Origin of the sequence: Pseudomonas cyclaminis, from assembly GCF_015163715.1 — a bacterium.
Lineage (GTDB): Bacteria > Pseudomonadota > Gammaproteobacteria > Pseudomonadales > Pseudomonadaceae > Aquipseudomonas > Aquipseudomonas cyclaminis.
In genome coordinates this window covers 1-507 of sequence record NZ_JADDUM010000388.1, presented here as the reverse complement: position 1 = coordinate 507, position 507 = coordinate 1, and the positions used below count along the sequence as shown (strand labels likewise).

The window sequence follows — 507 nt, the reverse complement described above, 5'->3', positions numbered from 1 at the left end:
TTCTCGGTTCCACTGGGCTGTTCGGCGTGGTGCTCAAGCCAATCGCCGAGCAGCAAACCAAGACCTTTCTCGAAAGCCTGCAGCTGTTCGCCATGGGCGCCAGTTGGGGCGGTTTTGAAAGCCTGATCCGCCAGCAGCAACGCCACCCTTCGGCACAGATTGAACCCGGCGTATTGCTGCGCCTGCATGTGGGCCTTGAAGCCGTCGAAGACCTGATCGCCGACCTGCAACAAGGCCTGCAACACCTGAACGTCACCCCAAGGAGTCTGCCATGAGCCAACCACTGCCCACCCACTACAGCATTTGCCCGTTGCTGGTCGCGTCCAACATCGCCGTGGAACTCGGCTGGCTGGACGAGGAATACCAGCGCGTCGGCGCCGAAGCGATCTACCTGCGCTCGTTGCCCGACAACCAGGGCTGGCTGCCGCACTTCACCCATGGCGAGTCGAGATTGATCCGCGATGGCGGCGCCGTGCCCGCGCTGTGGGCCCGCGCCGACCAGGCCGA

Annotated in this window: 1 protein-coding gene and 1 pseudogene; both read left to right on the top strand. The window is 63.7% G+C overall.

What is annotated here, in order from left to right:
- Positions 1–275: PLP-dependent transferase (locus tag IQK56_RS30740; protein WP_193901985.1), on the top strand; the 275-nt coding region annotated here is incomplete at its 5' end.
- Positions 272–507 (top strand): annotated as a pseudogene (locus IQK56_RS30735) (ABC transporter substrate-binding protein); the annotation flags it as partial. The gene IQK56_RS30740 and the pseudogene IQK56_RS30735, both read left to right, overlap by 4 nt.